General features: G+C 37.3%; 19 protein-coding genes. 4 read left to right on the top strand and 15 right to left on the bottom strand.

Annotated features, from left to right (window positions below):
- Window positions 1-37: 37 nt before the first annotated feature.
- The 7 genes from BWI92_RS07505 to BWI92_RS07475 all read right to left on the bottom strand — a co-directional run bounded on the left by BWI92_RS07505 (window position 38) and on the right by BWI92_RS07475 (window position 6,911).
- Window positions 38-928 carry a hypothetical protein gene (locus BWI92_RS07505; protein ID WP_141234711.1) on the bottom strand — a complete coding sequence of 297 codons (891 nt, stop codon included), beginning with the start codon at window positions 926-928 and terminating at the stop codon, window positions 38-40.
- Entirely contained in the window at window positions 864-1,739 is an 876-nt protein-coding gene (locus tag BWI92_RS07500; protein WP_095161491.1) for a tol-pal system YbgF family protein, read from the bottom strand. Before BWI92_RS07500 ends, BWI92_RS07505 begins: the two co-directional genes overlap by 65 nt.
- 24 nt (window positions 1,740-1,763) lie before the next feature.
- A complete protein-coding gene (yidD, locus tag BWI92_RS07495) occupies window positions 1,764-2,183 on the bottom strand; it encodes a membrane protein insertion efficiency factor YidD (protein WP_166579448.1) in 420 nt (139 codons plus the stop codon).
- The gene (locus tag BWI92_RS07490) at window positions 2,164-2,883 is read right to left on the bottom strand and encodes a hypothetical protein (RefSeq protein ID WP_095161489.1); all 720 of its coding nucleotides are present in this window, start codon (window positions 2,881-2,883) and stop codon (window positions 2,164-2,166) included. Before BWI92_RS07490 ends, yidD begins: the two co-directional genes overlap by 20 nt.
- Before the next feature lie 90 nt (window positions 2,884-2,973).
- Window positions 2,974-3,504 carry a hypothetical protein gene (locus BWI92_RS07485; protein ID WP_095161488.1) on the bottom strand — a complete coding sequence of 177 codons (531 nt, stop codon included), beginning with the start codon at window positions 3,502-3,504 and terminating at the stop codon, window positions 2,974-2,976.
- 445 nt (window positions 3,505-3,949) lie between these two features.
- The gene (locus BWI92_RS07480; protein ID WP_095161487.1) at window positions 3,950-5,704 is read right to left on the bottom strand and encodes a phospho-sugar mutase; all 1,755 of its coding nucleotides are present in this window, start codon (window positions 5,702-5,704) and stop codon (window positions 3,950-3,952) included.
- A 262-nt stretch (window positions 5,705-5,966) separates the two neighbouring features.
- A complete protein-coding gene (locus BWI92_RS07475) occupies window positions 5,967-6,911 on the bottom strand; it encodes a 3-oxoacyl-ACP synthase III family protein (RefSeq protein ID WP_095161486.1) in 945 nt (314 codons plus the stop codon).
- 670 nt (window positions 6,912-7,581) lie between these two features.
- Between BWI92_RS07475 and BWI92_RS07470 the strand changes: the two genes are divergently transcribed.
- Window positions 7,582-8,844 (top strand): glycosyltransferase family 4 protein, encoded by a 1,263-nt coding sequence (locus tag BWI92_RS07470; protein ID WP_095161485.1) that lies wholly within the window; start codon window positions 7,582-7,584, stop codon window positions 8,842-8,844.
- A 14-nt stretch (window positions 8,845-8,858) separates the two neighbouring features.
- Window positions 8,859-9,617 (top strand): glycosyltransferase family 2 protein, encoded by a 759-nt coding sequence (locus tag BWI92_RS07465; protein WP_095161675.1) that lies wholly within the window; start codon window positions 8,859-8,861, stop codon window positions 9,615-9,617.
- On the opposite strand, the gene BWI92_RS07460 is transcribed toward BWI92_RS07465, so the two are convergent.
- From BWI92_RS07460 to BWI92_RS07435, 6 genes are all read right to left on the bottom strand, one after another.
- Window positions 9,592-10,026 carry a hypothetical protein gene (locus BWI92_RS07460; protein WP_095161484.1) on the bottom strand — a complete coding sequence of 145 codons (435 nt, stop codon included), beginning with the start codon at window positions 10,024-10,026 and terminating at the stop codon, window positions 9,592-9,594. The two genes, BWI92_RS07465 and BWI92_RS07460, sit on opposite strands and share 26 nt — an antisense overlap.
- A gap of 295 nt (window positions 10,027-10,321) precedes the next feature.
- Window positions 10,322-11,374 carry a sugar phosphate isomerase/epimerase gene (locus BWI92_RS07455; protein ID WP_095161483.1) on the bottom strand — a complete coding sequence of 351 codons (1,053 nt, stop codon included), beginning with the start codon at window positions 11,372-11,374 and terminating at the stop codon, window positions 10,322-10,324.
- 4 nt (window positions 11,375-11,378) lie between these two features.
- Window positions 11,379-13,022: an AAA family ATPase gene (locus BWI92_RS07450; RefSeq protein WP_095161482.1), complete on the bottom strand. Its 1,644-nt coding sequence runs from the start codon at window positions 13,020-13,022 to the stop codon at window positions 11,379-11,381.
- Between the two features lie 104 nt (window positions 13,023-13,126).
- A complete protein-coding gene (locus tag BWI92_RS07445; RefSeq protein WP_095161481.1) occupies window positions 13,127-14,272 on the bottom strand; it encodes a Gfo/Idh/MocA family protein in 1,146 nt (381 codons plus the stop codon).
- Between the two features lie 54 nt (window positions 14,273-14,326).
- Window positions 14,327-15,262 (bottom strand): polysaccharide deacetylase, encoded by a 936-nt coding sequence (locus tag BWI92_RS07440; RefSeq protein WP_141234710.1) that lies wholly within the window; start codon window positions 15,260-15,262, stop codon window positions 14,327-14,329.
- Window positions 15,263-15,422: 160 nt separating this feature from the next.
- Window positions 15,423-16,610 carry a Gfo/Idh/MocA family protein gene (locus BWI92_RS07435; RefSeq protein ID WP_095161673.1) on the bottom strand — a complete coding sequence of 396 codons (1,188 nt, stop codon included), beginning with the start codon at window positions 16,608-16,610 and terminating at the stop codon, window positions 15,423-15,425.
- 1,254 nt (window positions 16,611-17,864) lie between these two features.
- On the opposite strand from BWI92_RS07435, the gene BWI92_RS07425 reads away from it, so the two are divergent.
- The gene (locus tag BWI92_RS07425; RefSeq protein ID WP_095161478.1) at window positions 17,865-19,091 is read left to right on the top strand and encodes a sugar MFS transporter; all 1,227 of its coding nucleotides are present in this window, start codon (window positions 17,865-17,867) and stop codon (window positions 19,089-19,091) included.
- Window positions 19,092-19,376: 285 nt separating this feature from the next.
- Here BWI92_RS07425 and BWI92_RS07420 read toward each other — a convergent pair whose 3' ends face one another.
- Window positions 19,377-22,049 carry an MGH1-like glycoside hydrolase domain-containing protein gene (locus tag BWI92_RS07420; RefSeq protein WP_095161477.1) on the bottom strand — a complete coding sequence of 891 codons (2,673 nt, stop codon included), beginning with the start codon at window positions 22,047-22,049 and terminating at the stop codon, window positions 19,377-19,379.
- A gap of 224 nt (window positions 22,050-22,273) precedes the next feature.
- The gene (locus BWI92_RS07415) at window positions 22,274-22,645 is read right to left on the bottom strand and encodes a hypothetical protein (RefSeq protein ID WP_095161476.1); all 372 of its coding nucleotides are present in this window, start codon (window positions 22,643-22,645) and stop codon (window positions 22,274-22,276) included.
- A 473-nt stretch (window positions 22,646-23,118) separates the two neighbouring features.
- On the opposite strand from BWI92_RS07415, the gene BWI92_RS07410 reads away from it, so the two are divergent.
- Window positions 23,119-23,514, top strand: a complete 396-nt coding sequence (locus BWI92_RS07410; protein ID WP_095161475.1) for a hypothetical protein — start codon at window positions 23,119-23,121, stop codon at window positions 23,512-23,514.
- Window positions 23,515-23,639: the final 125 nt, after the last annotated feature.

Raw genomic sequence — 23,639 nt, 5'->3', positions numbered from 1 at the left:
AAGCTGAAGGATGCTCCTTCAGCTTTTTCTTTTACTACTATTTCCTATTTACTAAAAGTCCTTTTTTCACTTGCTGATAATACTGATTTTTTAACGCTATATTCTTCTGTTCAGCCAAATAGGCACTCCTACGAACCCCACCAAAATAAAAGGCTTGAAAAAGTCCCAATCCTGTGAATATACCTGTAAAGTAATAGCCATTGACGATACTATAAGCACCATAACCGAGCGTTCCAAGCTGTAACACCAGCGAAACAATTCCCTGAGTCGTATTGCCAGCATAAATCATTCCTGCACATGGTACAAAAGTTGCCAAAGCTTCGGCTTTTCTGATACTTCTAAATTTTGGTTTTTGGGCAAAAGCAAATAACTCCTCTGCATTAATTTGTGTATGAAAAGCTTGATTATAAGCTGGAATAAGCACTTTTGCTTCATCATAACGTGCTAGTTGGGTAAGTGAGAGTATCTCCCAAAGCAAGGTTGGCGTATGCTGAGTACTATCTTTCACGAAATACTTAAACTGCTGGATATTATTAAAGCAGTCATCATAAAGTCCTGCCAAAAAACTACACACTACCGTTTCGTATCGAAGTGGTATTTGTTCTTTATCGTCGAGGTTACTGAAATCAAAGCGTTGACTGGTTTGTAGTGCCATCGTAAACTTTTGTGCCGCTTTTTGGCAATAGAGTTTTTTCAGTAAAAAAGCATTTTTCATGTCTTGTACTTGCTTTGCACTAAGACTTGAATCAGGCCATTCGCTGAGTTCAAAAAAAGCCTGTTCATAGCCCAACATAGCTTCGTCATATTGTTGCTGACGAAACAAACTATCGGCTTTTGATACAATTGTATTGCTATTTTGCGCCTTAATTAAAAAGGGTACGCAAAGGAATATGCATATCAAATAGAATTTGCTCGTCGATTTTTTCATTAAATTCTTGTCTTTTTATTTTGACACTTAAAGCACTTCCCCAAATATTCCCGATATAAAAAAGGCTAAATAAGCTTCCGTAAATAATAAACCGAGGACTCGAAACGCCATCTTTACGCAAGCCTTCGTAGGCCTGTAAACCAAGAATGGTATTTTGTAAAAAGGCAGAAATTCCTTGTCCTAATTGTCCACCTGCATAAATCTTGCCTGCTCCTGGAATAATGGCAGATAATAGCCCTGCCTTGAAACCTGATTTTTTTTGTTGTTTCAAAATATCATCTCGGTAAAGCAAATAATTGGCTTGTTGTTTTTGTAAAGCATAAAGATTGGGATCGAGATGCTTGTACAAAGAGTCAAAACGTTGCTGATTTCTTTGTAAAAGTGCCAACCCTGCAAGTTCAAAGGTTTGTAAAGAACGATTAAGACTATCCTTTGAATCAATTGCTTTAAAGTATTTTTCTGCTTTTGTAAAATCTCTCAAATAACTATCTGATAATCCTGCCCAAAATTGAGATTTTGAGAAAAAGGGACTTTCTGAAGAAACTTTAGCGAAGTAGACACTTGCCGAATCGAGCTGTTTGAGCGAATAGAAGGCAAATCCTTTCTGGTAAGCCAATTGTAATTGGGCTTGTGTTGAGATAGGGTATTTTCGTTCAAGTTGATTGGTAAAGGTAATTGCATCATGATATTGCTCTTTCCCAATCAAATGTTGTAAAAAGAGGCTATCTTTCGTGATTTGAGAAATACCCGATTTAGAGCAAAGCAATAAGCCAAGACAAAAGCAAAATCGGATATAGAGCTTATCAGACATAGTGGGATAAAATACAGTGTTCGCTTACTTGTACATTTGAGGCGAGTCTATGACTTTGCCTTGCTCATTTACCCTGAAAGGATTGATAGTAGTACCACTAATGCGGTTACAGCGTGCCAAACGGTCAGCACTAAGCGCTACTCCTTTGAGCGGTCCATACATACGAATAGCCTCCCGACTAAAGCGTGAACAGGATAGTTCGTAGAGACAATTGGCCGAAAATTGCGGAGAAATAACTTTCTGATAAAAGGTCAAAGTACCATTCATTACAAAAGAAATAGGGTGAAAACCTTTCTTCCCTGCAATGGTAGATGCTTGTATTTGCTCGGCTTGTTCTTTTTTCTCTAAAAGCTGTAAGTCTGTATCTAAACTCTGTGCTTTAAGAGAATTGCCAATAAGAAGCCCTAATACCAAGAAAAATAGCTTATTTAAGTGCTTTGGCATTGAGTGGTATCGTAAAGTTGAGAAGTTCATTATTGATAGCCTCATTAATTTTCACCTCAGCGTAGGAAGTTTTGGTAATAACTGAATCTTTTGCCGTAAAAAAGTCAATTTGTGTTACTGCTAAAGGAAATTCGATATCCCCTACTTTCTGGAAATTATAATAATATACCTTTTTCATCACCTTACCTTCTCCGTCAATATATTTGGTATAGATTGGATTTCCACCATTATGTACCAATTCTACCGAACGAATACTTTTACTCAATTTAGCAGGCGCTATCCAAGTACTAATCATGAGGTTTTTCTCAAATTTGGTCGCCTTATTGGTAAAGCCCATATTTCTTAAACCCAAATCAGATTTTTGATTATTCAAGAAATAATAAAACTGCGTAGTTTCTGTACTAAAAATATAATTTACTTGTTGAATAACGGTATTCTTAGCAGGGTCATAAATACTTACCTCACCTTTGGCATTGTTGATAATGTACTGATTATTGGGTTGGGTGAAGTGACTGACCATCTTCCCTCCTGCTACCTGATAAGCGATTTCTGATTTGATGGTGGCGGTTTTTCCGTTTTTATTAGAACGAGCAACCATTATCATACTGATTTTCTTAACGGTATTTGCAGAAAAAGAAAAGGCTAACGACATAACCGACAGTAAGCCTAAAACTAGATAAAAACGATTTTTTTGATTCATAGTCGAGATATAATAAAAGCCAAATTTACTTTCTTCTTAATATAAATGAAAGTAAACTTGGCTTTTAACCTTTAGCTATAGTTGAAAATACTAAAATCCAAAAGAGACACCTGCTGTTACCCACGAGGCACCCCAACCCACCTCTCCAAAACCTGAAAGATTATTGCTCAATGGAAAACGAGCGCCAGCTCGTGGATTAATAAATATCGTTGTCCTTGTTCCATACGTAACATTACCCGTATTTGTATTGTAAGTATAATTGTTACGATCGAAGAGTAAGCCTGCTCCTACTGCTACATAAGGGTCGATGGAGTCATCGCCTAGATTAAGTACATCCCCCAAGTGATATGCGCCTCTAGCACCTACTCTAAATTGCCCGTAGCTATAATCTCCCGAATAACCTGTCAAAAAACCCGAATTATAATAAGTATAACCTACCATTGGACCAATACCAATATTGTCCTCAATTGCGAACTCAGCATTTGCGTACGCACCAAAATGTAGCAATCCAATACCCGCATTCAAAATTTTGTCACCACGCTTGAATGTTTGTGCTTGCGAAGAAAAGCTAACCAATACTACAAGAGCAAAAAGAAGGGCTGAAAACTTTAATTTTTTCATGATTTTGAAATGTTTAGAATAAAACTTAAATGAATGTTTTATGGGTTTTAATAAAATAAAACAACATTTGAAGCCCGTAGAACTCAGGGCGAATAACGACGATGGATAAGTTTAAAGAGTAAAAACGATATTCAAACCAAAAGTTTGGCAGTAACTTCTAGCGCTAATTACTGAATAATTCTTGAAAAAGTGAATGATTTAATGAGTAAATGGTCAAAAAAAAGCGATGTTACCAATGAAGATAACATCGCTTTTTACCGAAAGTAACTTAAGTAATCGTTTAAGTTTTGTGTTTTAGGGACAATGCAACAGGCACAAGGCAAAGAGTGTTAAAATGTTTTAACGACCACGGACATGTATTTTTGTCATAGCCCACCGCCGAAAGCCGATACCTGAAAGCTTAAAGCACAATCTTAAGCTTTATTTTGCGTACTAACTTATATCATTATTTCAATCCTAAATCTTCTTGAATTGCTGAAACCTTCGCTTTTAGGGCTGCCAGTGTATCGTCAAAGTCAGCAGGATTTGCTAATGGCGCATTTACCGAAACGTAGAATTTGATTTTTGGTTCTGTTCCTGATGGACGTGCCGAAACTTTTGAACCATCTGCCAAAATCAACTGAATTACGTTAGATGACTCCATACCCAAACCTTCAGGAATTGCAGTGATTTCGCCTGTTTTAAGATCTTTTGACGTTAAGTTTTTGTAATCCAATACCGTTACTGGTTCCGAACCAGCTACAGAAGTTGGCAAGTTGGCACGAAGATTAGCCATCATTTGTTGAATTTCTTCAGCGCCAGCTTTTCCTTTTTTAGTCAAAGAAATCAAGCCTTCGTAGTAGAAATTGTTTTCTTGGTACATTTCTGTCAAGAAATCAAACAATGATTTACCGTTATCTTTTGCATAAGCTGTCAATTCTGCAATCATCGCACAAGACGCTACTGCATCTTTGTCACGAACGGCATCACCAATCAAATAACCGTAAGATTCTTCACCACCACCGATGAATTGCTCTTTGCCTTCCAACTCACGAATTACCGCAGCGATGTATTTAAAGCCCGTCAAAGTATCGTAGCATTTTACACCTTTGCTAGCACACATTTTTGCAATGATTTCAGTAGTTACAATGGTTTTAGCCACAAACTCTTTACCTGTAAGTTTGCCAGCTTTTTCCCAAGCTCCCAACAAATAATAGATAATTAAGCTAGCCATTTGGTTACCATTCAACAATACCCATTCGCCATGAGGATTTTTTACGGCAGCACCTACACGGTCAGCATCTGGGTCGGTAGCAATTACCAAGTCTGCATCAATATCCTTAGCCAAGTTTACCGCCAAAGTCATTGCTTCGGTTTCTTCTGGGTTTGGATATACTACCGTTGGGAAGTCTCCATTTGGTTCGGCTTGTGCTTCTACCACGTTTACATTTTCAAAACCTAACAAAGCCAAAGCCTGAGGTACCAAAGTAATACCTGTACCATGAATAGAAGAATATACAATTTTTAAATCCTTCTGACGAGCAATTACGTCTGGATTGATGCTATTATGCTGAATAGTTTTTAAGTATTCTTTATCTACTTCTTCACCAATAAACGTAATTAACGCTTCGTTGCCATTGAAGTTGATATCGTCTACCGAAGTGATGTTATTCACCTCTGTTACGATATTTTTATCGTGAGGAGCAACCACTTGTGAACCATCGTTCCAATACGCTTTGTAACCGTTGTATTCACGAGGGTTGTGAGATGCTGTAATTACCAAACCTGCATCGCAACCCAAATGGCGTATCGTAAATGATAACTCTGGAGTAGGACGAAGTGCCGAGAAAAGATATACTTTAATTCCGTTTGCCGAGAAAATATCAGCACAAATACGAGCAAAGAAAGGAGAATTGTTACGAGAATCGTGAGCAATAGCAACTTTGATTTCTTTGCCTGGAAGACTTTGTTTAAGATAGTTTGAAAAACCCTGTGTAGCAGCTCCTACGGTGTACTTATTCATACGGTTCGAACCCACACCCATTTCTCCACGCATACCGCCAGTACCAAACTCCAACGATTTATAGAACGAATCCGAAAGTTCTGTTTCTTTTCCTTCGTCTACCAACTGCTGGATTTTAGCTTTTGTTTCTTCATCATAGTTACCAGTTAGCCAAGTATCAATGTTTTTCTTGGTAAGAGCGTCTAAACCTGTTGACATAGTTTTATCTATTTGAGAATATTTAGAAATGAATAATCTGGTTTAAAAATTGAGGCCAATAAGATTTTTGAGGCAAAATTTTTGGTTGACATCAAAGCAAATATAAAAATTATTCTGAATAGGAGAAGCCCCATTTAATAATTTCGGTCAAAAACCGTAATATGTCTTTCTTTTGTCCAATAAAAAAACCACTAAGCAACTTAGTGGTTTTGATTTTTGCATGAAATCTTTAAAAAATTGAAATATTTTTCGATTTTTTAATTTAAATCTCAACAAGCATAGCTCCATAAGAGTAACCACCACCAAATACTGTTACGATGATTTTGTTACCTTTTTCGAACTTGCCTTTATTTTCATCCATTGCAATAGCACAGCCAGCACAACCTGTGTTGCCTAAATAATGGATATTTGAAATCATTTTTTCGTCAGGAACACCCAAAGTTCCAGCTACGTTTTTAGTGATACGATAGTTGGCTTGGTGAGGAATGACAAACGAGATATCCTCCACAGTCAACCCATTTTTCTCCATTACTTGCTTACTTACTTTTGGCATATAAGTACAAGCGTTGATGAATACATCCTTTCCATAAGGCATAATCAAACCACGGTGAAGTGGCTTAAGAGTTACACCTTCAGACGCCTTCCCTACATTGGCAGCACCACCAGTAATCAAATCTTTGATTTCCCAGTTTTGCGCTCCCGCTTTTTCTTTAGAGATAGATAATACTGCTGCGCCGTCGCCCCAAAGGTGTCCAGCTTTGGTATCGTCTTCGTTGTTATAAGCGGTGTTATGCTCCGAAACAACTACGAGTGCCTTGCTGGCTTTGTTCATAGCAAAATATCCCTGAACTATTTCGATTGCATTGAGTAATGAAGAACAAGCAGAAGAAATGGTTACTACTGGAATTTCAGAAATATTTAATGCGTGTTGTAATGCGTGGCCTAGTGTGAATATATTATCGTGTGGAGTGTAGGTAGCACCTACAATTAGGTCAACTTCAGAAATGTCGTAAGGTAAACTTTCAGTAATCTTTTTGGCTGCCTCCAATGCCATTGTATGCGTATTCTCCTCAGACGATGCTTTGCGACGCTCACGAATTCCAGTACGCTCAACAATCCATTCATCGGTCAATCCATTGAGTTCTTGAAAATAGGCATTCGTAACAACTTGTTCGGGCAGGTAACTTGCAATTGCGTTAATGAACATTACGTGTTAGTTTAAGATATTAATTATGAAATACAGTCCAACTTCGTTGCAAGGTTGATGCTAACTTTGGGCTTTGCTAGATAGGAGAAAGTTTACATATTGGTACAAACATCAAAGATTTTCAATCGCTGAATGCCTTATTTAATCATCTTTTTGCACTGATACTCACGTATTTCCATTACCTAGTAAATATTATGTGACTAGCTGATTATCAAGGCTTATCACTAATACAATACCTTTGAACTACAGATGGTTGGGAATTTTAGTTCAATTCATTACAGCAAAAAGCAAAAACTATGAATTGAATTTTTATACAAAGGAAATTAATGTTTTAGCATAGTACAAGAAATTATTGGATAAATATAATTTATACTTCTTTAAATCCAATAATTTTTTGTATTATTTTGATGTTTTTTGGATAATACTTATAAATGTCAGAAAAAGAAGGTAATATCATTCCGTTTGCTATAGATTGTCATTGTTCGCAATCAAAAATAGCCCTCAAAACCATGACATTTGGGTGCTTTTTAGAGAAATATCAGGATAGCTAAGGCTTTTACATAAACTCGAAGGATATTTGTAAACCGTTTTACTGTTTAAGGGTAAAAAACATTTTTTTACCTCGTCATTTCTCTTTTCAGTTTATTAATATCAAAAGAAGTAAACGTTCGTGAGGGTAACTATTTTTAGCACATTTGATACTTTTGGAGGAGCCTCGATTGCTGCTTCTCGATTACATCAGGCGCTTGGGCGTCATGGTGTGCAGTCACGTATGCTTGTACAAGACAAAAAAGGAAAAGCGCCAGAGGTATATTCTGTGGCCAATAATTGGGTGCAACAAAAAATTGCTTTGGCACGCTTTGCAGCCGACCGATATCAGTTTGCTTTTTACGAAAAATCTAAAGCAGTTCGCTTTGTGTTTTCGCAAGCTAAAATAGGCATAGATGTCACCTCTGAGTCTGTTGTGAAGGACGCTGAAATTTTTCACCTGCATTGGGTAAATTTTGGTTTTTTATCGGTACAATCCTTAACCCAGTTAGCCAAACTCAATCGCCCCTTTGTGTGGACGTTGCATGATATGTGGGCGTTTACAGGAGGTTGCCATTATAGCGGTACTTGCGAAAGTTATCAACAAGCTTGTGGCAATTGTGAACACTTTTTGCGAAAACCATCTTCCGATGACCTATCGCATCAAGTATGGCTTCGGAAAAAGGAATTATTCCAACAAATGGACTTAACGCTCGTGGCTTGTAGCGAATGGTTGGCTGAAAAAGCTCGACAAAGTAGTTTATTACAAGGTAAAAAAGTCATTTCGATTCCTAATCCGATAGATACCAAGCTTTTTTATCCTCAACATAAACGAGAAGCTCGCCAACAGCTTAATTTGGCACAGGATAAGCAATATATCTTGTTTGCTGCCATGAAAATCAGCGATGCGCGCAAAGGCTTTCAATATTTTGAAAAAGCAATTCAGCATTTAATAACACAAAATCCCTCGTTAAAAGATAGTGTAGAATTATTGGTGATGGGACAAGCTCAAGAATCTGATTTTGGAAATATTCCCTGCAAAGTAAATGTTTTAGGTCGCCTATCTGATCTTTCGAAAATAGCGACTACTTATGCCGCTGCGGATGTATTTGTGATTCCTTCTTTGGAAGAAAATCTTCCGAACACCATCATGGAAGCTATGGCTTGTGGAACGCCAGTAGTAGGATTTGAAACAGGAGGTATTCCCGAAATGATAGAACATCTTCAAACAGGCTATGTGGCAAAGGCTCCTTCAGCGGAAGATTTAGCCAAGGGAATAGCACATATTTTACAACATCCCAACTATGAGGATTTAGGTAAAAATGCTCGCTCAAAAGTAGAATCCGAGTATGCAGAGGCTGTGGTAGCTAAGCGTTATGAAACACTTTATCAATCACTTCTTTAATACGTTTTTTGATTGTGAGAAAAATATCAATAATAACCATAACCTACAATGCTGAGGCATTTTTGGAACGAACGATCAAAAGTATTTTGGCACAAACCTGCCAAGACTTTGAATACATTATCATTGATGGCAAATCAAAAGATGGTACACTTGCCATAGCGGAAAAGTATCGTTCGAGAGTTGACTTATTAGTTTCGGAACCCGACAAAGGCTTATATGATGCCATGAATAAAGGACAACGTATGGCAACTGGCGATTTTGTGTGGTTTGTCAACGCAGGAGATGAAATCAATGATCCTTCGGTTGTGGAAAAAATGTATCAACTAATTACTCCAGAAACGGATGTTTTATACGGGGATACCTATTTTGTGAATAATGAAGGTGAAATTCAAGGATTGCGTTCGGTGATAACTCCACATAGGTTACCGAAAGACCTACAGTGGCGAGATATGAATTTGGGAATGCTCGTGTGTCATCAATCTTTTATTGCGAGTAAAAGAGTGGCACCTGTGTATTGGCAAGAAAACTTAAGTGCTGATGTAGATTGGGAAATAACCTGTCTCAAAAAAGCTCAACAAGTGGTTTATTTGGATTTTGTTGTAGCCAAATATCTAACAGGAGGAATTTCAAACAAACAGCTCAAACGCTCACTAATTGACCGTTATAAAGTATTACAAAAGCATTTTGGTGTGTTTGGAGCCATTAGGGCACATGTTCAAATCCTTTTTAGAGGTATCAAACTGATTATTACCAAGGGTGGGAAGTATTGGTAGGATATACCAACATAGCTCTGGCTTCTAAAGACATGACTTCTTCTTTTTGATAAAATAACAAAGCCCTATTACGATCGGCACGTGGACTTTCGAGAAATGCGTTGCAGGTATCTAATAGGGCTTTGTCACGTCCATACTCATTAAGAAAGGTCTCAATCGTCTTGAGCCAAAACCAAGTAAGTGTTTCGTGATACCCCCGTTCAAAGCCTACGGGGCCACCAACAGAGCTATTGAACAAAATAATGCGTTGACGCACCAATAACATCGCCTGAGTAAGCGTGTATTGTCGCAAATACCAAACGCCCATAGCCAAATGCGCTTCGTGCGTCCAAGCCTCCGCGGGAAGGCTACAAGTATTGAATTTTTCGATTAGCGTTTCGATTTCTTGGTTGGATTGGAATAGTTGCATATACACATGGTTCAATTATTGAATTATCAATAAAAATTGCATTTCATTAATTATTTTACAATAAAAATATACAAAATTTGATAATTCCTTATTAAAAGCAACCTGATTTTCCTTAATCAAATATTTGATTTTTATTTTCTACCTCTGTGCTTCTTTCAAAATTTGTGTAGAAAGGCTTTCAATAGCTATTATCCAAGAAGCATGGGTATGAAAGGAAGTGTATTCTCTAAAACGATTATGCAGGCATAATAAATAAAAAAGCAGGCGAATGCATTCGCCTGCTAAACATGAGGAATTAAATTCCTAAAATCTTCTTATTCAATTCGATATCAGCACCACCACCTGCAAAGTCATCAAATACTTTTGACGTTGCTTGGATAATGTGTGAATCAATAAATGGAGCTCCTTCTGTTGCACCTTGAACTGGATCTTTGATAGCACATTCCCATTCCAATACAGCCCAACCATCGTAACCATATTGTGTTAATTTTGAGAATACCGAACCAAAGTCTACCTGTCCATCACCTAATGAACGGAATCGACCAGCACGATTTACCCATGACTGATAACCACCGTATACACCTTGCTTACCTGTTGGATTAAACTCCGCATCTTTTACGTGGAACATTTTGATACGCTCATGGTAGAAATCGATGTATTGTAAGTAGTCAAGACATTGCAATACAAAGTGAGATGGGTCATAAAGCAAGTTAGCACGTTTGTGACCTCCTACTTTTTCTAAGAACATTTCGAATGTAACACCATCGTGTAAGTCTTCACCTGGGTGGATTTCGTAGCAAAGGTCAACACCAGCTTCGTCGAAAGCATTCAAGATAGGTAACCAACGGTTTGCCAATTCTGTGAAGCCTTGTTCTACCAAACCAGCAGGGCGTTGTGGCCACGGATATACTGTATGCCACATCAAGGCACCCGAAAATGTCGCGTGAGCGTTCAAACCTAGGTTTTGAGAAGCTTTTGCTGCCCATTTCAACTGCTGCACAGCCCATTCAGTACGAGCTTTTGGATTTCCTTTTACTGAATCTGGTGCAAAGCCATCGAACATTACGTCGTAAGCAGGGTTTACTGCTACCAACTGTCCTTGTAAGTGTGTCGACAATTCAGTGATTTGGATACCTTTATCGGCTAATTTACCTTTCAATTCATCGCAATACGTTTTTGACTCAGCAGCCAATTGCAAGTCAATCGCACGAGCATCCCAAGTAGGAATCTGTACACCTTTATAACCTAAATCAGCTACCCAAGAAGTAATAGAATCAAGCGAGTTGAATGGCTCAGCATTATCTAAAAATTGTGCTAAAAATATAGCAGGTCCTTTGATTGTTTTCATGTTATTATTGAGTGATTTTTTCTATTTGTTCCTTAAACCATTGAGTACTTGACAAATCCTTGATTTTTATATTAAATGGCGATAAAAAAGAACGATTAAACTGTTCTTTCATATCAAAAAACTTATAAAAACGTTCAAATTCATCACTCATGAAATCATCCACTATTTTATCGGTGCTTTCAGGTTTGAAATCTATTTTAAATTCTTCGTAAGTTTTTCGTGCTGATTCTACTTTAGGTAAAATGTAGTGAATTTTATCTTGTTTTTGCTTTAGTATTTCTGCTTGATATTCATCTTTATCAAAATTTACAAGACCCAACTCTGCAATATTGTCAGGATGATAGAGATAGTTTTCAAAATCATAATACTTTAATATACGATGATTAGGGTATTTTTCTTGAATCATCTGTATTTCACTATCACTAAGAAAATCTCTATCTCGAAGAGAAAATTTAGTTTTATCATTTTTGATATGTAAAAACACATCTCGTGAATCTTTTACTCCAACAAATAAGGTTTTATCTATCCCCATCAAATTGTAGTATTCATCATTTTTATTCTCGCAAAAAACAATTTTTTTATCGCTAAATAATTGAGATAAAATGCTTTTAGGTATCGCTAAATCATACACATCTAATACCTCTTTCGATTGGGGCACGATGGTTTGAGGAGCATCAAAATTTAAAGAATCAAAGTCTAAAATCACCGCATTGTCTGTTTTTCGAGCATAGTCAATAAAACCTAGTGCGTGCGATGCCGTCCATAACTGCGAACTATCAGGAATCCATTTTTCAACAATTTCTTTTAGGAGTGTTTCTTGCAGAGAAGTATTTAAGTGACAATCCATTTCGTCGATGTATATAATAGCATCTTCGTATTGTTTTTTCCTAACAATAAAATTGAGTAAAAGTATAATTACCTGCTTTTCTCCATGACTTAGTAAATCATAATTGATTTTAGAGTTCCCTTTTTGGAAAATTAGTTTGGCAGGTTTCGACGGAGATACATCTTCAAATTCAACAATTTTCAACGATAGTGCGGTATCATCTCCAAAAATCGTACTTAATGAAGAATTCAGAGGTGCTATGAACTCCTGAAATATTTCAAATGTATTGGCGGATTCTCCTCTAAAAGCAGGTTCTCTTAATGCTTTATTGATTTGTTGAATATAGGAGAAAACATCGTTGATGAAACGAGTATCATTGTCAATATACAATGCAGGAGCATCAGCATCCTTATTTATTTCTGCTAAATCCGCTTGATTGATGATTTTGGGAATAATTCTACTACTACTTCTACCAATAAATTTTTTACGTAAATCAAAAGCATCGGGATTAAGAGATTCTAATTGATACTGTTCTAATCTGTGTATTTCTTTGTTATGATATAGGTTAATAGTACATTCAGTAGGCTCGTCAACCTGTTTTCTGTAATATTCCTTAATAGTTTCTGGCTTGATTAGCAACCCATCGTTTTTTGTACTGCTATTAGCAACAAAGGTTGAATATCTAAAACCATCAAAAACAGAAGACTTACCAGAACCATTTGTTCCAATCAGTAAAACCAATTTAGTTTCTTCGGGAATGTTCTCTATCCTTAAATCCGTAAATCGTTTGAAGTTTTTCAGTTGAACGCTCTTGATTTTCATATTTGAATTGATTCACAATTTTAAAAGAGAATGATGAACAAATATACACCTTGTTCATCATTCTCTTTTACTCACTAAATCACCAATCACTCATTCACTAAACACTATACCTTCGTCCAGCTTTGGCTTCTGTGACTGTCTAGGATTCTTTCACAGATAAGTAATTCTCTGTAACCGTCCGCAAAGGTTGGGAACGTTGGATTTTCTGGTTGTTTGCCAGCCGCTACCGCAGCGTATACTTCTTTAAACAATTGTTTTGAAGTATCTGGGAAGCCTTCGTTGTGACCACCAGGGAATGTCATAATATCTCTTGCTTCGGCATACGCCAACGATGGGTCACGCATCAGCACTTGGTTGGCAGCATCACGGTTACCCAACCACAATTCGTTTGGAGCTTCTGAGTTCCAAGCAAATGTTTTGTTTGAACCAGAGATTTCTAATTTCAATTGGTTTTTGCGACCCGCTGAAACTTGAGAAACTGTTACTAAGCCTTTATTTCCGTTATCGAAACGTAACAATACGTTAGCAGTATCCTCTGTGTTGATTTCAACATCAGCATAGTCTTCTGGTTGAAGCATTTTACCAGAATAAGTTTCTACTGGTTTTAATGGCTTCTTACGAGTTTTGTGAACTGTATTAAAATCAGCCATTACCTCCACTGTTTTCAAACCAGTGATATACTCAATGATATCCATCAAGTGTGAGCCAATATCAGCAATTGCACGCGAATCACCAGATTTGTCTGGTTCCAAGCGCCAGTTATAGTCTGTGTTGTAGAACAACCAGTCTTGTAGATATGAACCAATGATTGAGTAAATTTCGCCTAAATCACCTTTCTCACGCATTGTTTTCATTTGGCGTACCAATGGATAATAACGTAAGTTGAAGTGAACAGCATTTACCAAACCTGTTTCTTTAGCAAGTGCTACTAATTCTTCAGCCTCATGCAAGTCTTTTGCCAAAGGTTTTTCACAAACAACGTGTTTGCCTGCCAACAAAGCGGCCTTTGATTGAGAATAGTGCAAGAAGTTTGGCGTACAGATATGTACACAAGCGATATCTTCCATAGCTAACAATTGATCGAATGTACAAGGACGTTCGATACCTAATTGCGCAGCTTTAGCCGTAGCCAATTCTATATTCACTTCACAAAGTGCTACAACTTCTACATTTGGTAGTCTTCTGAGGGCCTCGATGTGAGCTGGTCCAATAAAACCTGTACCAACGACACCTACTTTGATTTTTGACATGAGTTAATCGATTTGTTTTTTGGGGATATAATTAATTATTGTTTTTGAAAAGGGTCACTCTTTGGATAGTAAGTTTGAAATATCCCATAAAAGCCACTTTTTACTTTTAATATTTCCTTCATTTTTTCGAAGCATTTTTTGAAAAAGCGCCAAGCCTAAAGGTTCGTTGCCGTTGGCGTGTACCAATACTACACTTCCATTTTTGATGGCCTCGCCTTTGGCTAGCCAAGCATCGCTTCCGAGTGGTAATAGTCCAAGAGCCAAAACTTCATCGAAAATACTTTTGTCGGACACCAAACCCGGAAATCTAAAGTAAATAGAAGGTACAAGACCATTTGATAACATGGCTTGTTCATTCAATAAAACTTCCGAAAGGATATTAGTACCATGTTCCAACAAGAAATTATTTGTTAGCGGTAACTTGGGGTCGTAACGATGCGTATAACTGTGGTTGACCCACGTAATACGCAAATTACCTACTTTTTCTTGTTGCTTGAGCCAGTTAAGGTCATCTTGATGTTTTTGCATCCAAATACCTGTTATAGTAATTGTAAGCGGTACTGGGCGTTCACTGATTTCAAAACTTTTAATTACATTTTGGAAAAAACTTCGAGTCAATGGTTTGCTCGATGGGCATAAGTCTATCGTCAAACTAAAGCCTTGTAGCGTACTATCTGCTTTGGTGATTCCTGCATCTTGTAGCTCATAGTCTCTATGCTTTTCAAATTGCCAGTCATGAATATAAGATGTTTTTTCAAAAAGATTTAAAACATTATTCCATGTTACAGGCTGTGTTTCGATATTATTGAGAATATGCGTTTTAAGATTTTCTGAATTTACCACTAAATACTTGATAGCATCTGCTTCCTTCCATTTTCTAATGACTAACTCATTTTGATATTGAGCAAAAAATACCTCATACTGAGATATTTGTGCCAATGAACGGGTAGAAAGAAGTCCCAATAACAGGAATGTTAAGAAGTATTTCATAACAATCTCAAGCGAGTTTTTCCAAACTTTTTGTACAAAAGTAATGAAGGATGAAAGAAAAAGATGGTTTTCTATGGGCTTAACCCTTTTAACAGCCTTCAAATTTACAGAATATCTCCAAGCCATCAAGCATAAATCTGTGACTTGGAGATAGTTCTTTTTAGATCTCAAATTTTGTCCATCTTTCGGCTGAGTTGGCCGACTTTACAACCGTTTGGATGAAAGCCATACCACGCAAACCGTCTTCGATACTTGGGAAATCATAAATTTCTGGGTCGTAACCGTCTACTCCAGTACCTTTTCCTAAGCCACCACCTGTGCCTGATTTGCTTTCGGCACCCCAACGGGCACGTAGGGCATACGCAAAGTTTCGGTAAATACTCGCAAAAGTCTCGATATAGCCTTCTGGGTGACCTGCTGGCTGACGCGTATGTGCCTGTGCGTGAGGAGATAAGTTGCCAACTCCAGTACGGATAATTTTCGAACCATTTTCCTGATTAGTCATAATCAAGGTATTTGGCTCCATTTGTCGCCATTTCAGACCACCAAATTCGCCATAGACACGTATGTTAAGGTCATTTTCTTCGCCATTACAGATTTGGCTATTGTGCAAAATACCTTTAGCGCCATTGTCAAAATGAAGTAGGATGTTGGCATCATCATCGAGCATACGACCTTCCACAAAAATCGTAAGGTCAGCCGAAAGTTCCGTTATTTGTAAACCAGTGATATATTCAGCTAAGTTTTCGGCATGTGTACCAATGTCGCCAACACCACCTGCAGCCCCACTACGCGCGGGGTCGGTACGCCATGAAGCCTGTTTTTGACCCGAAGCCTCCACCAATTGAGATAACCATCCTTGTGGATATTCAACAATTACCTTACGGATTTGTCCAATAGCACCCGATTTTATCAATTGACGTGCTTCTTTCACCATTGGATAGGCTGTATAATTATGCGTCAATGCGAATAGTAAGCCAGAATTTTTGACAATTTCGGTCAATTCTTTAGCCTCTTCCATCGTCAAAGTAAGCGGTTTGTCCATCACTACATGGAATCCGTTTTCGATAGCAAACTTTGCAGCAGGGAAATGTACGTGATTAGGTGTAACGATTGAAACGAAATCCATACGCTCGCCTTCAGGAAGTTCTTTCTCTTTCAAAATCATTTCCTCGTACGAATCATACACACGGTTGGCAGGTAAATAGAGCGCTTCGCCAGTAGCTTTAGATTTTTCAGGATTTGAACTAAACGCTCCGCAAACAAGTTCGATTTCGCCATCTAAGGCGGCTCCTCTGCGGTGAACTGCTCCGATGAAGGCATCCAAACTTCCTCCAATCATGCCCATTCTGATTTTTCTAGCCATTTTTTCGTTAATTAAATATCGAGCTTCTGAACGGCTCGGCTGACAAATCAAGGTCAACTTGTTCTAAAGGCTCAACAGTTTTAGGTTGAAATAATAATTGATATATATAATTAGAATAATGGATCTATGTGTTAATGATGAATTATGAGTTGTGAATGATGAATGTAAAGTTTGTCAATATTTCATATCCACAACTACTTCAATTTTACTTGCAATAGGCATTAGGCTAAATTTCTAAAAAAATCATGCATACATTTTTTTCTATTGACTTCGGCTTAGAGTATGAGTATGTTTAAATTTTATAAGTCATTAATAATGAACATGTTTGTAATTACTTCCCCGAAATCCTACTGTTTGAGCCGTAGGCGAGTTTAGGATTTCTTGACTTTCTTTTGTTACTTTTCTTGTGTCAAGACAAGAAAAGTAAGGTGTGGTGAAAGGAAATTTTGTTTGTTTCAACAAATGCCAAATAATATTTTTAAACATTCTTTTATAGCCTAAAACTTACATTGATATCAGCAGTAAGTTTTGAAAAAATAAGACTACTCCCTCTTTCTGTATCTTTTTGATACAATATTGCACAAAAGTAATATAATTTTATCAGCCGAGAGCTATTTGCTTTATGCCATGTACTAAATGTTGGAATTGTATTTCCTAATACAAGAAATATAAATTTTTGCTTCCAATAAGCGTTCATGCAAAAAATAACAACTTTTAATTGTAAGTTATTGACAATTAAAAAATACATACACAATTCATCATCAGAACTGTACGAAGGATTCTAAAAATGTCTATTTCGGATATCAGATATCGGATGTGGGATTTCGAAAGTGTAATCTTCTATGTTTTATAAAAAATAGAGATATTTTACTTTATTTCCGAAATCAGAAATCCCAAATCCTCAATTATTGGAAATCTTTCGTACACTCCTAATTCAGCATTCATAATTCGGTACTCCTGATAAGTATGGTATATTGCCTGAAGCGTAATCATGAAATTTTTTAAGGAATAATACCAAAATATGCTTTTTGAAAAAGCAATCTAAAAAAACACTTGAAAATACTACATTTAGCCCGCTCTGTACCGATTGATTGCAAATTTTAATTAAAATTATTACAAAGTCATTTAGTAAATACGGAAATCTTTTTGTTTTTTTGGCATGGATTTTTTTTAGTACGAATTATAATAAAATAAGAACACTGTCCCTTTTATTAATCTTAAACCCTTTAATCAATTATGTCCCAAACAGTTAATAATAATCGATTGTTTTTGGCGAGTTGCTTTGCACTAATCACTACTTCAATGGCTTTTGGTATTCGTGCAGGTGTCCTCACGCAGTTAGGTACAGCCTTTAACCTTGATGCAGAGCACCTCGGATACGTCAACCAGATGGCATTTCTAGGCTTCCCTATCGCAATGATTGTTGGAGGTCCTCTTTACAATGTATTAGGTCCTAAAAAAATCATGTGGGTAGCATTTGTTACACACGTATTAGGTTTAGTAATGACCATTTTCGCAAGTGGTTTCTGGACTTTATTGATTTCGACTTTCTTCGTTGGATTTGGCAATGGTACCGTAGAAGCGGCTTGTAATCCAATGATTTCTGATATGTACGAAGGCAATCAAAAAACCAAAATGTTGAACCGTTTCCACATGTGGTTCCCTGGAGGTATCGTTATTGCGAGTTTGATTTCTGAATTTATGACTTCGGCTGGTATGGGCTGGCAGTTGCAAATTGGTATCATTTTGATTCCTGCGGTAGCTTACGCTGCCTTGATTTTGGGACAAGCGTTTCCTGAAAGCCAAGACGAAGGTGCTGCTTCAACAGGTCAAAACTTCAAAGCGATGCTTTCGCCATTGTACTTATTTATGTTGGCATGTATGGCATTGACTGCTATTTCTGAATTTGGTCCTGAGCAATGGATCGGTCCAGTATTGGGTCATGCAGGTGCAAGTCCAATGTTGATTTTGGCTTTGGTAACTGGTTTGATGGCGGTAGGTCGTTATTTTGCTGGTCCAATTGTGCATAACCTAAACCCTACGGGTGTATTGCTAGGTTCGGCTATTTTTGCTACTGTTGGTGTAGTTTTGATGAGCCAAGCTGAAGGTGCTATGGTATATGTATCTGCCGTAATTTTTGCGATTGGTGTATGTTATTTCTGGCCAACTATGATTGGTTTTGTGGCTGAGTATCTACCTCGTACTGGTGCTTTTGGTATGTCAATTATTGGTGGTATGGGTATGTTCTCTACCTCAATTTTCCAACCAATCATTGGTAAATGGTTGGATGACGAAAAAGCTGCTGCGGCTGCCAAAGGTTTGACAGGTCAAGAACTTGACTTAGCTGCTGGTCAAGCAACACTAGACAATATGGCGGTATTCCCATTCATCTTGATTATCGCTTTTGCAGTATTGTATTTCATTATGCGTAAGCAAACTCCAGCTGGAGCAAAAGCGCACTAAGCATATTTTGATGAGTTGCTCTTAGATTCTTTTAACATGTTTAAAGTTTCTGAATGCCAGTATCAATAAAAAAGCCTTAAGCAGATTGCTTAAGGCTTTTTTATTGATACATTTTTGGAAGAATAAGATTGAATTATTGAGCTTTCTGATTTCGGAAAAAAGTAAAATATCTTGATTTTTACAAAATACAGAAACTTATACTTCCGAAATCCAACATCCGATATCTGAAATAGACAGTTTTATAATCCTTCGTACAGCCCTAATTCACTACTCACAATTCAGCACCTATAAGATTTCTTTGATTTCTGCCTTGTTAGCCTCATTTACCATCAAAATCAGTTCTGCTACTAGACCCGTCCAACCTGTTTGGTGTGCAGCACCTAGACCTTTACCATCATCACCATGGAAATATTCATAAAACAGTACCAAATCCTTGAAATGAGGGTCTGTTTGCATTTTTTCGTAATTGGCATACATCGGACGTTTACCGTTTTCATCTGTTCTAAAGATTTTGATTAACCGTTCTGCCAAACTTAAAGCAGCCTGCTTGATGCTCACCATATTACCCGAATTGGTAGGATATTCTACTTCGTAATCATTGCCATAATACGACTGGAATTTCAACAAAGAGTCAATCAACAAGAAGTTCATTGGCATCCAGATAGGTCCACGCCAATTGGAGTTCCCACCAAACATACTTCCTGTAGATTCGGCTGGTGTATAATCGACTCTGAAGACCTCGTTATGTACACGGAACTGATAAGGATTTTCGAGGTGATATTTTGATAATGAACGAACGCCATGTTCTGACAAGAATTCGTTTTCATCAAACATTTTTTTCATAATCATCTTCATACGGTGACCGCGCAAAATCGCCAACAAACGGTTTTCTCCTTTTCCTGGCTCGTACCAACGCGAAATCAAACCTGCCAAATCGGGTCTATTAGCCAAAACCCAATCCACACGACGTTTGAAATCTGGCAATTTTTCCAACATTTCTGGTGTAAGAATTTCTACAGCAAAAAGTGGAATTAACCCTACCATCGAACGGATTTTGAGCAACATACTCTGCGAATTTGGCATGTGAAGCATATCATAGTAAAACTGATCTTCTTCATCCCAAAGGCTAATTTCTGAACCACCCAACATTTGCATAGCACCTGCAATATGTAGGAAGTGTTCAAAAAACTTAGACGCCATATCTTGATACACTGGTCGCTCAACAGCAATTTCACAGGCAATACGAAGCATGTTCAAGCTGTACATCGCCATCCAGCCTGTACCATCAGCTTGCTCAAGACGTCCGCCTGTTGGTAAAGTTGCCGAGCGGTCAAATACTCCGATATTATCCATTCCAAGGAAGCCTCCTCCAAAGATATTATTGCCACCTTCGTCTTTAAGATTTACCCACCACGTAAAATTAAGTAGTAATTTATGGAAAACACGCTCTAGGAATTTGACATCCCCTACGCCATTCATTTCTTTATCTATCTCATATACACGCCACGTTGCCCAAGCATGTACTGGAGGGTTTACATCCGAAAATGACCATTCATACGCAGGAATCTGTCCGTTCGGGTGCATATAGTATTCACGCAATACTACGGCTAACTGACGTTTGGCAAAGTCAGGGTCGAGTCGTGCCAATGGAATCGTATGAAAGGCCAAATCCCATGCCGCAAACCATGGGTATTCCCATTTGTCGGGCATCGAAAGAATGTTGGCGGCATACATGTGTCGCCAGCCTGAATTTCGACCAAACTTCCGATTGTCCGAAGGCTTCGGCATCGTAGGGTCACCTTTAATCCATTCGTTGACATTGTAATAATACCATTGTTTGGTCCAAAGCATCCCTGCATAAGCCTGACGCTGAATTGAACGTAACTCTGGGTCTTGTACAGTTCCTTGCAATTCATCGTAAAACTGATTTGCTTCACGAATACGCTTATCCATAATATCTTCAAAACCACCGAATGGTTCAATAATAGAATGGTCGGATAAACGCAAACGAATCGTTACACTTTCACCTGCTTTTACCACTCTGGTATAGCGTCCTGAAGCTTTGGTACCGATATTGTTAGGATTGACAGCCGCTTTGTTTTTATTAACAATGTACTCGTTTATCCCATCTTTGGTATAGGGTACATTATTGGCCACGCCATGCAAGCGTTGGAAGTTGGTTTCGTTATCACAGAATAATAATTCATCTGCTTTTTCACAATACAACTTATAATGTCCTACGCTTTTGTTATCTACTTCAATCACCTTATTTGACACACCTGTCAACATCGGTTTGTATTTGAAGTTTTCGTACCCCCAACACCAAGTATTTCTAAACCAAATAGTAGGTAATAAAGTAATTGGAGCAGGTTTATTACTACGGTTATGTGCCGTAATTTTTATCAAAATATCTTGTTCGTCAGACTTGGCATATTCGATAAATACATCGAAATATTCATCATTATCAAAAATACCTGTGTCTAGCAGTTCATATTCAGGTTCTAATCTTGATCGTTTACGGCTTTCGTCTACCAGTTTTGAATAGGGAAATGCTGCTATAGGATATTTGTACAGCATTTTCATGTACGAGTGCGTAGGCGTCGAGTCAAGATAGTAATAGAGTTCTTTTACATCCTCGCCGTGGTTCGACTCATTCCCTGTTAGTCCGAAGAACCTTTCTTTCAAAATGTGGTCATTATGGTTCCACAAAGCAAGTGCAAAACAGATATACGATTTGTTATCCGAAATACCACCGATACCTTCTTCGCCCCAACGGTAGGCTTTTGAGCGAGCCATGTCGTGCGTTACGTTATTCCAAGCATCTTGATTAGGAGAATAATCTTCTCGCACCGTTCCCCATTGACGGTCAGATAGATATGGGCCCCATTTTTTCCATCCTTTGTTGTCGGCACGAGTTTTTAACCTTAATTTTTCGGCACTTACTACTACTTTACTCATAAATTCTCAATTTCGGGATATAACTAACTTCTATCTCGCTAAAAGCTAGTGGTGTTGTGGTATAATTAATTTGATTAGTTCAAGGTTTTCTGCAAAAACTTGCTCATGTTATACAAAACATTGCAAATCTTTTCAAAGATAAAAAAAATGCCTCAACCTTTTAAAAGTTGAGGCTTTTTAATCTCTTTAAGTAGCTATTACTACTGACTTTTAGGTAGATATGCTTATTTTACACGTGGTAAAATTTTTCGTTTAAATATATGTAAAATGAAGGTTTTGCCTTCTTTTATCTCTTCGTAAGTATCCACTAATTCCCATCCTTGGCGATCCATCAAATTGAATATTTCGACTTTACTATTAAAAAATAAAGGTTTTCTGTTGGCGTCTGTTACTTCTTGTTCTCTTGGTGAATTACCTTGTCCATAATCAAGAAAAACAGATAATTTGGTTGCAAGCCAGGCTTTTTCGGCTTTAATTGTGATATAATTCACATTTCGAATAGCATTCAATGATTGACCGTTTACGTAGATTGTCTGAGCCTTGGCAAACACGATTCCTAAAAGCCAAAAGCAAAGGGCAAGCATAATTTTTTTCATTGCAGGTAGGGTTATTACGATTAATGGTTTACGAAAAAGTATATGAGGAAGATGCTGAAAACTCGTTATTTCTTAGGTAATATTTCTATGAGCTAGGCTTCAAAAACCTCAAATGGACATGAAATGAATCAACTTACAAGTTAGAGGATTCTTCAGTTTTTACAAGAAACTTTTATCATTTTAGTTGGTTTGAAGAGCGAATCAGATGTAAAAATAAAAGACCGAACGTTTTTCGGGGGGCGTTCGGTCTTTTCTCTGTTAAAGTTTACAATTCGATAGCATGAGATGAATTATTAACTTATTACAAAATTGGTAATAATTACCCATAAATAAAATAAGTATTACTACTCAATTTAGTGGTTTATTACTAGAAAAAGAAAACAAGAATATAGTTGCTGAAAAAAGGAGCTTTTGTCAAAGTTTGCTCAAATGTGTACCTTTATCATAATCTTCATCTATTAACCTTTATCTACATGCTACAAAAAATCAAACGTAACATAGCGCCTATTGTGCTTAATGCTGCTCTTTTCATTGGTCTTTGGATGCTTCTGTTCAAAAAGCCCGATTACTTAGCGATCACGGTCAAGAACGTTCAAAAACCTCAATTTTACGTTGACACCGCTGCTACTTTTCATGACTTTGTGAGTTTACCCCTAAAAATAGAAGGTGAGCTAGATGCGCCAGCCTATATCGAGATTCGTGATTATGATAATCCAAATTATATTGTCCACAGATTCAATTTGAAGGCAGGAAAAACTGCCCTAGATTATAGTATTGACTACTATGGAAGAGGCTTTTTAAGAATATCATACAAGCCGTATGGTGTCAAAAAAGGGCATTTGGTGATAAGGGTAGCTACTCCAATATAAAAACATAAGTCATCTCTAATTTAGTGATTTCCTATTGAGTGAATGAGTGATTATTTTTTAATAAGAAACCAATATAGGCGCAATGTTTGCGCCTATATTGCGAGAATAAAAATTTTAAAATAATC

This window comes from Flectobacillus sp. BAB-3569 (assembly GCF_002270355.1).
Lineage (GTDB): Bacteria > Bacteroidota > Bacteroidia > Cytophagales > Spirosomataceae > Flectobacillus > Flectobacillus roseus.
The sequence above is the reverse complement of the archived record's forward strand: the minus strand, read 5'-3'. Positions and strand labels throughout refer to the sequence as shown.

What these genes read in the sequence shown, in the direction of transcription:
- BWI92_RS07505 (WP_141234711.1), bottom strand. Translation starts at nt 928, where the DNA reads ATGAAAAAATCGACGAGCAAATTCTATTTGATATGCATATTCCTTTGC.
- BWI92_RS07500 (WP_095161491.1), bottom strand. Translation starts at nt 1,739, where the DNA reads ATGTCTGATAAGCTCTATATCCGATTTTGCTTTTGTCTTGGCTTATTG.
- yidD (WP_166579448.1), bottom strand. Translation starts at nt 2,183, where the DNA reads ATGCCAAAGCACTTAAATAAGCTATTTTTCTTGGTATTAGGGCTTCTT.
- BWI92_RS07490 (WP_095161489.1), bottom strand. Translation starts at nt 2,883, where the DNA reads ATGAATCAAAAAAATCGTTTTTATCTAGTTTTAGGCTTACTGTCGGTT.
- BWI92_RS07485 (WP_095161488.1), bottom strand. Translation starts at nt 3,504, where the DNA reads ATGAAAAAATTAAAGTTTTCAGCCCTTCTTTTTGCTCTTGTAGTATTG.
- BWI92_RS07480 (WP_095161487.1), bottom strand. Translation starts at nt 5,704, where the DNA reads ATGTCAACAGGTTTAGACGCTCTTACCAAGAAAAACATTGATACTTGG.
- BWI92_RS07475 (WP_095161486.1), bottom strand. Translation starts at nt 6,911, where the DNA reads ATGTTCATTAACGCAATTGCAAGTTACCTGCCCGAACAAGTTGTTACG.
- BWI92_RS07460 (WP_095161484.1), bottom strand. Translation starts at nt 10,026, where the DNA reads ATGCAACTATTCCAATCCAACCAAGAAATCGAAACGCTAATCGAAAAA.
- BWI92_RS07455 (WP_095161483.1), bottom strand. Translation starts at nt 11,374, where the DNA reads ATGAAAACAATCAAAGGACCTGCTATATTTTTAGCACAATTTTTAGAT.
- BWI92_RS07450 (WP_095161482.1), bottom strand. Translation starts at nt 13,022, where the DNA reads ATGAAAATCAAGAGCGTTCAACTGAAAAACTTCAAACGATTTACGGAT.
- BWI92_RS07445 (WP_095161481.1), bottom strand. Translation starts at nt 14,272, where the DNA reads ATGTCAAAAATCAAAGTAGGTGTCGTTGGTACAGGTTTTATTGGACCA.
- BWI92_RS07440 (WP_141234710.1), bottom strand. Translation starts at nt 15,262, where the DNA reads ATGAAATACTTCTTAACATTCCTGTTATTGGGACTTCTTTCTACCCGT.
- BWI92_RS07435 (WP_095161673.1), bottom strand. Translation starts at nt 16,610, where the DNA reads ATGGGCATGATTGGAGGAAGTTTGGATGCCTTCATCGGAGCAGTTCAC.
- BWI92_RS07425 (WP_095161478.1), top strand. Translation starts at nt 17,865, where the DNA reads ATGTCCCAAACAGTTAATAATAATCGATTGTTTTTGGCGAGTTGCTTT.
- BWI92_RS07420 (WP_095161477.1), bottom strand. Translation starts at nt 22,049, where the DNA reads ATGAGTAAAGTAGTAGTAAGTGCCGAAAAATTAAGGTTAAAAACTCGT.
- BWI92_RS07415 (WP_095161476.1), bottom strand. Translation starts at nt 22,645, where the DNA reads ATGAAAAAAATTATGCTTGCCCTTTGCTTTTGGCTTTTAGGAATCGTG.
- BWI92_RS07410 (WP_095161475.1), top strand. Translation starts at nt 23,119, where the DNA reads ATGCTACAAAAAATCAAACGTAACATAGCGCCTATTGTGCTTAATGCT.